The 7,636-nt window shown below is 44.5% G+C and carries 5 protein-coding genes and 1 pseudogene; 5 read left to right on the top strand and 1 reads right to left on the bottom strand.

The genetic code is table 11. The annotated features are described in order from the left end of the window. The 4 genes from tssI to BM082_RS24145 all read left to right on the top strand — a co-directional run. On the top strand, nucleotides 1-1,282 hold a 1,282-nt coding region (tssI, locus tag BM082_RS24160), incomplete at its 5' end, for a type VI secretion system tip protein TssI/VgrG (protein ID WP_139218823.1). Nucleotide 1,283: 1 nt separating this feature from the next. Then, nucleotides 1,284-1,832, top strand: a complete 549-nt coding sequence (locus BM082_RS24155; protein ID WP_074928938.1) for a DUF4123 domain-containing protein — start codon at nucleotides 1,284-1,286, stop codon at nucleotides 1,830-1,832. 4 nt (nucleotides 1,833-1,836) lie between these two features. Next, complete coding sequence (locus BM082_RS24150) at nucleotides 1,837-5,664, top strand: hypothetical protein (protein WP_074928937.1); 3,828 nt, start codon at nucleotides 1,837-1,839, stop codon at nucleotides 5,662-5,664. Beyond that, nucleotides 5,643-6,707, top strand: a complete 1,065-nt coding sequence (locus tag BM082_RS24145) for an SEL1-like repeat protein (RefSeq protein WP_244276084.1) — start codon at nucleotides 5,643-5,645, stop codon at nucleotides 6,705-6,707. Before BM082_RS24150 ends, BM082_RS24145 begins: the two co-directional genes overlap by 22 nt. On the opposite strand, the gene BM082_RS24140 is transcribed toward BM082_RS24145, so the two are convergent. Next, nucleotides 6,708-7,061 (bottom strand): hypothetical protein, encoded by a 354-nt coding sequence (locus tag BM082_RS24140; RefSeq protein ID WP_074928935.1) that lies wholly within the window; start codon nucleotides 7,059-7,061, stop codon nucleotides 6,708-6,710. It abuts the gene before it with no gap. A 474-nt stretch (nucleotides 7,062-7,535) separates the two neighbouring features. Between BM082_RS24140 and BM082_RS24700 the strand changes: the two are divergent. Continuing rightward, nucleotides 7,536-7,636: pseudogene (locus BM082_RS24700) on the top strand (type VI secretion system tube protein Hcp); the annotation flags it as partial.

The raw sequence follows: 7,636 nt of genomic DNA, 5'->3' as shown, positions 1-7,636 counted from the left end.
CTTCAAAAGCGATGCGGCGGGTAAGCCGTTTACCCAATACCGGTTAGAGCACTTGCGCAGTGATGCGTTAACGGCGACTGCCTCTAGCACCATCATGCAGGTAGATGCGGGCATGGTGTTTGACTTGGACGGTCACCCGGACGACACCACCAATCGGGATTGGATTGTGGTGACCCTGCACAGTGAAGGCACGCAGCCTCAAGCTCTGGAAGAGCATGGCGGCGAAGGCATGACGTCCTTCCACAATACGTTTTCAGTGATTCCAGGCCATCGCCCTTGGCGTCCCATTCCGGAAGCCAAACCGTGTGTACATGGCCCACAAATCGCGATTGTCACGGGCCCTGCAGGGGAAGAAATCTTCTGTGATGAACACGGGCGGGTGAAAGTGCAGTTCCCGTGGGACCGTTACGGCAACAGTGATGACGCATCAAGTTGTTGGGTACGTGTCTCACAAGGCTGGGCAGGCGGTCAATACGGCATGATGGCAATACCGCGCATCGGCCATGAAGTGATTGTCTCTTTCCTTGAAGGTGACCCAGACCAACCCATTATCACGGGTCGCACGTATCACGCGACCAATGTGCCGCCCTACCCGCTGCCGGCCAACAAAACCCGTACAGTCCTGAGAACCGAAACCCATCAGGGGGAAGGCTTCAACGAACTGCGTTTTGAAGACGAAGCGGGGCAAGAAGAAATTTATGTCCATGCCCAAAAGGACATGAACTTGCTGGTCGAGAATGACCGCAAAGACAACATCAAACACGACTTGCATCTGGATGTGGAGAACGAGCGTTTTTCACACATCAAAGTGGATGACCACCTGACGGTGGACGGGCAGAGCAAAGAGCACATCAAAGGTGACAAAACCATCGTCACCGACAGCTCGCTGCACATCAAAGCCGGCGACAGTTTCCTTAACGAAGCAGGCTCAGAAATCCACTTAAAGAGTGGTCACAAATCTGTGTTAGAAGCCTATACGGAAGTCACCCTAAAAGTCGGGGACAACTTCGTGAAGATCGACCCCGCAGGCGTTCACATCGTCGGCTCCGTGATCAATATCAACTCAGGCGGAAGCGCAGGCTCTGGTTCTGGGTTTGGTGGGGCAATGCCGATGTTGCCGGGTGGGGTGGAAGTGGTTCCATCCCCAAACCCTCTCGCAATGCAGCTATCACCAGCGACAATGGAAACCTTAGCCATTGCAAACGTCCCTGCCATCAAGTTATGTCAAAAACAAACCGATGGTTCTTGCCCACTTGCAGATTGTCCTTGCCTGAAGTCTTGATATGAACAGCGCCCACTTATTTGATGACAACTCGGAATACTGGCTCATTGTTGATGCAGTGAGAATGGCCGACATCATGCCTGATGTTTACACAATGTGGCCAGAGGTTGAGTCTGAACCACTTTTTCTCGAAAGTGATTTCGTTCACCTCATGGCACAGTCACCAATTATTTTTAAGTTTGGCAACAACGCCAATTACGTAGAGAAATGGATCTCCTCACCCGAACTTCATTCGAGTTCGATTGTGATTGGTATGAGGCGTGGGCTCGAAAAGAATGTGTTACTTCTTCATTTGAGAAAACTTCTGACCGTTTCAATAGATGGAAAGCTCGTATTTTTTCGCTACTACACCAGTAAGTTCTGGGAGGAGTTTGAAGCACAGCTACTAGCAGCTGACAAAGATAAAATTATCGCTCCAGCTTCTTCCATTTATTGGATTCAATACCCTCAAACACAGCCGCAGGTTGCGAAGGTATCAACACCCAGCACGTCTTCAATCAACGACGTTTACTACACACTCAGTTCAAACGTTTTTTCCAAGTGGGTTTAGCTAAATGAAGTCATATCAAGAAATCGAAAAAGAATGCATAGACCTGGTTTGTAAAATTTGTGAAGTTGAACCTGAACGTATTTCTGGGTTCACAAGTGATCAACTAAAAGAGCTTGTTGTTGAGGAGTTTCCATTAAAGGATATGCCAGTCGACGGCGAAGCTCTCGCCCCATTGCCAATAGAAACAGGCAAACGAGATCAGTTACCCAATTTCCCTCTTGAGCCAGCAATAAAAAACTCCACGTGTGACGACGAGCCTGTTGAATTCGTAGACATACTCTATGTTCCCGCTCATCCTAAAGACGGGAAAAAACGCTGGTATGCCATGACTCAGGTCGCCGTGAATGCCATAAAAAAAGAGAAAAATACGTTATCTACCGCCATCATTGCGGGTAATAAACTCAGCACGCTTCAGAATCTTAATAATCTCGGCCTTCTTTCGAAGTTTCAATCCAAACCACACGAGTATTTCCTCAAAGGTAAAGATAAAGATCGATACCGGGCTCTTATACTGGTTATAAAAGCACTGCAAAGCGGAGCAAGTGCCTTTTACGAACAGGGCGACCTCGGATTTATTGAAAAAGTCATGGATGCAGAAGGCCTAGATCTGCAAGACATGATTGGGGATCAATTGTCCTGGGAGAAGTTCAAGGATAACGCATTAGTTTCTATGGCTAAGCCAGCATATATGGGTTACACGAGCTATACCCAAACGCCGTTATATGAAGAACTAAATAGCAACGAAGCTGACCAAAGAAGATTGATACGCGCTCGAAAGAAAATACGTTCGAAGCTGATAAAACACTGCGAAGAAGTCATTGAAGATCTTGAAAAAAAAGCCGAGGTAAAAGCAAGTAAAACAACAACAGATTTAGACGGCACAAAGTTCGTGTTCGACAAAAAACACCAATACTTCACAAGTAGAAGGCAAAAAGACATCGATTATCATGTTTCGCGTTTATTTAAAAACCGCCCAGATCCAGACAACAAGTTTTGCATGGACAAACATGACAATGTCGTTGATGCGATCAATGAATTTTGGGTGACGAATCTTGGGAACGCAGATAAGCACGAACGCTCAGATAAACAGATCACTCGTTCCGATATTGGCTTATTGAAATCATTATTCTTCTTACGATCTTTGAATCAGCTGAATGCCTATGGGTATGCAGTCAAAGAACAATGCCTCACTGAAGAAGAATTTGAAGGCACTGAACCTAAACATTTGGGTCCATCAACACTCAACAGTTTGGCCTCTGGCTGGCGGGATGGAAAAATATTTTCATCCGCCGCAAACCCGTTAGACTTTTTGAATAAGACCAATTTAATCGATAAGTTGTATGAAGAAATACAAGCAACGTCTTTAAACGCGGTATCAACTGGTAACAAAGGGTCTGAAGATGAACAAACTCGCTTAGAAAACACTCTTGACCTGAAGGGAAACGTTGAGTGGGCATATCTTCCAACACTCGCCTTAGTACAAGTCATTGATGAGACGTTCAAGAAGCAGTTCTCGGACTTGAAGACCATTCTCGGCACTGGTGACAACCTACCCAACTTTTTATCTCAGTTAATTTGGGTCAAGAAAGTCGCTGTTGGTCGCCTTGATATTTTAAAGAAAAAAGCTGAAAAGAGAGCGACCGAGGGAAAGCTTCGAAATACTTTTATTGATAATCCGCCCCAAACATTCAAATTGCTTTGGGACGAAACCAAGCACAAGCCCAAACGTGTCAAATTAGGTGTTTTTCAAAACCAAGCTGATGTAAATGACCTTGAAGCTGTCGAGTGCTGTTTCTTGTCAGACGGTGAAGTGTTTTGGGTGAGAGGACCCCACTGGTACATGCCAGAAACGGGCTCTCCCACAGAGCTTCACCTAGGCCACGTTAAACCAATTAAAGTAGAGTTAAATCCTCCAAGTGCTTCATCAAGCACGGAAGATCTCGGCAAGACCCTCAAAGAGGGGCTGAAAGAGTTCAAGCCAAATCTTGGTGGAACACAGATACTCAACTTATCCAAAGAAGTGCACAAATTTGAATCAGCATTTTGGCAAGATGGATTTCACTACAAAGATGGTGTGGGGCCAGATGGCAAAGCAGCTTACATCGCCAATGCAGAAGCTCAATTTATGCGTTTTAGTTCTAGCGCTTCAGGCTCAATTAATACTCCCATCGATAAAGCAAAGTTCTCCGGTGTATATGGCACATCGGGCGAAATCAAAGCAAGCTTGACGTTACTTAGCGCCCAAATGGGCTTTGCCGTTTGGCTTCCCTTTTCCGAGAAAAATAAAACCATTGATGCTCAAACAGACGCAAAGCGAGACAGTGTAGAAGGGTATGCCGTTTCAATTCCCTATTATGTCTCTAGAAAAGATTCTTCAGGCGAGGTGAAGGTTGAACGCGCTGACACACCTTATGATGCTGGGCATATCTGTATTCAGTTAAGGGGAAAAGTCTATGGCTTGGCTGCTGCAAGTTGTCAATTAAGCGCTTCAGTCGCTTTTGGACCTGCAGACACAGACGGAGGAATAGGCGTAAAAGGGCAAGCGTACGCAGCTGCGGACTACAACAAAAGACTCAGCGGAAGCAAAACCTTTATTAAAGATTTGGCGACATCGGGGGACACGTTGACAAGCGCTGTTGCGGAAGGAAAAGTACAGGTAGACGTATTTGCCGGCGTAGAAGCCGGAGGTTCATTTGGAGCAGATGTCTATTGGCGTCCGCCGAAAATCGATATTGCACTGTCTGGTGGTAACAAAGCCCCTAAACCTAAATTATTAAAACTTGGTGGACTGGATGGAGAGCTTGCAGTCAGCGCTGGCTACGGCTTTTCTGCTGAACTTAGACTTACATTCCAAGATGGATTTCTCGTTCTCATCGCAGCAGCACGTTTGGTTGCAGGGCCAGGGTGTAAAGGTAAAGTAGGTATTGCGATAAACCCGGTCAATGCAGATCGGTTTATCACATGTGTTTTAGGTGTTTTGAGGCAGAATGATTTTCGATATATCGCGTTCTTTGGTGACAGGGACGAGAAAGGAGCTAACAAAGACTTTGAAATGCTCAACGAGCGACTTACTGTCGCGATAGCTATGGGTCTTGCTCTCAGTGATGTTTTGATGCTCCCGGCAGTTGTCTTTGAACAATATAAGAAAGACTCCCTGCAAGAAGATTATGCACCGCTGATTGCAGATTCGATTGTATTAAAAAGTAAAAGAAAAGATGTTCAACAATGGGTAACCAGCCTGCCCCCTGAGACATTATCCAATCTATTAGCATGCTTGATAAACGCACAAAAAACCGCTGAGCAGGACTTTTTCAGTGGCAGCGTAAGAGATGGAGCTGGGTATAAAGAAAATAATAAAGCAAGTTTGATCAATCAAACACAAGTGAATGCCATTTTGCAAATTCTGAGTTGGATTCCCTCAGCTGGAAAAGAAGCGACCTTAGCAAGTCGAAGGCAATTTCAAAAAGCGCTGATTCTTATGGATGGTAACATCGAAAGTTACCGCACCCCACGAGAGCAATGGCAGCAGCTTTTCGAAAACTGGCAAAGAATAGGGCTTTTCATACGTAAGCACTCTAATCCGCTAGTCAAAGGTGATAACCTTGATGCATTTAATCAGCAATCTCATACCCTTTGCTCTGATTTTACCATTTACCTCGCCGAAGATTCTTATCAGCTATTTGGTATAAAACTTATCTCTTGGAAAGAAGCCATTTTGATATATAACGGGGAACAACTTACCAAGGAAATGCTTGAAGCCAATAATAGGGCAAAGGCTGAGATAGCAAAAGTCGGTGCTAAGAAAGTTGGATGGAACATAAGGATATTTTGATGTTAAAAAAGGCAATGGTCACGGTCGCCGCTTTAGGCTTGCTGTTAGTATTATTCTACGAAAAAGAACCCTCATTTATGGATCTCCAAAAACAAGGTCCAAGCACTTTAACGTATTTCTTTGAAAATAAGATCCCTGACGAAAATCTACCCGATCCATACATTTCTAGTATCTACCGCCCCGGTGATACCCTATATCAGCCAATACTAGACTTTCAAAATGGTCGTTTAGACAGAGCAATACCAGCCTTAGAAAACCTTTCAGAAACAGGCAACATAGATGCAATGTACTGGTATGCACATTTTTTAATGAGGAGTAGCATTAAGACTCGCTTCGAAGGCTACAACTGGTTTGAAAAATCTGCAAAATTGGGCAATCCCTACTCTGCATTGATTCTTGATGCGGATAGCTATTATTGCAACGCCTATTTCGAATCTCTTTGTAGTAAAGAATGGGGAAAACTCGCCAAAGAATCTTTCAAGAAAAGAGCGGAAGCCGGAGATATTAGAGCGAAGTATTATCTAGAACGACCAACCAAATTTGTTCGAGGAGAAGACTTCAAAAAATGGGTTGCACTTGTTGAAGAATCTGCAAAGCAAAATTACTTTGTTCCAGCTTTGGAGCTGCTCAAGCGATTCGAAGACAGTAAAACCCTAACTCCTAGTCAAAAAGAAGACCTGTTACATATCTATCGTTATTTGGCTAAGCATAATTATGTTCTTGGATATGATTATCTCTATGTACATTCTGGCTACCAAGATATTTTTGATAAGGCAATAGAGCTTGGATCTGGTATTCAGTTAAAAGTATCTAGTCGTCGCTGTGGAAATAAATTTAGCGAACTTAATGAAAATTCTAAAATTGAATGTCTAGCAAGGGCATATGCATTGGAGGAGATGTACAACGATGATATGTGGGCCGTTATACCTAAGCCAACTGATAGTCGAACGATTTCAACTGCAAAAAAAACCGCAAAAGAGCTAATTGACTCCATGACACCAACAATCTACATCGACGAAATGCATATAGACGGCGGCCTATAGTCACCCCAACAACTTCCCCTTAATCCCATTGAACACCGCCAGCACCCTATCGTGGGCTGGCTTGTGGTCGGCGATAAACGACAAACACGCCAAAGCACTTTCATCATAGTCTTTGGGTAATTTAACCTTCAAATCCTTCGAGATCGTCTGGGCGTACTTGAGTTGTTTTTCTGTCGGAAGTTTTAACTCATCAGGGATCGCGGCGTGGATCGTGTCTGTAATATGATCCGCAAACACTGGCCATTGATTGAGATCAACCGTGGTTTCTTGAGTGAGTCGTAAGAATTTCTTTTGCTCAGCGGTGAGCGAATACTTGAAGGTTACTGCACCCACTGAAAAGGTTATGTCGTCCATTTCGTTCCCTGATAATGGCGTTTTTTATTGGTGAATCTTACCAGTATGAAGTGCTTTTGATGTGTCTGATCACTGCGTCATTGATGTAATTACTGTCATCACACGTTGGGTTTGCTGGTAATCAATCTTATCCCAGCATCGGCCAATTCTTGCTCAGTGAGCAATTTTTCGCCCAGCAACTAAGCAACTCCTTGCTCTTCATTCCTTTAATTCAATCTAACCCTTTGTTTTTATTCGCCTCCATAGCTGGCACACCCCTTGCGTTACCACACATGTTGTAATCAAAAAATCCATATCTATCTAAGGAGTGACTGTTTCAATGGTTGCGCTGGGTAAATGGTTCATAGCAAGGCGCGAGTTGAAGGTGCTAGTGGCCCTAACATCGAAACGAGCAACGCAGCTAAGAGCCATTTAAGCAAGTAAACATAAACAGCCATCTCCTTGGATAGAGATTAACTGCATAAGGACATCGCAATGCCAACTCCTTGTTATATCGCCATCGAAGGCAAAACTCAGGGCAACATCACTGCTGGCGCGTTCACCGCTGACTCTGTCGGCAACATCTACGTGGAAGG

Source organism: Enterovibrio norvegicus DSM 15893 (assembly GCF_900115495.1).
Classification (GTDB): domain Bacteria; phylum Pseudomonadota; class Gammaproteobacteria; order Enterobacterales; family Vibrionaceae; genus Enterovibrio; species Enterovibrio norvegicus.
Note: the sequence above shows the minus strand (reverse complement) of the source record. Positions and strands in the feature narration are given on the sequence as shown.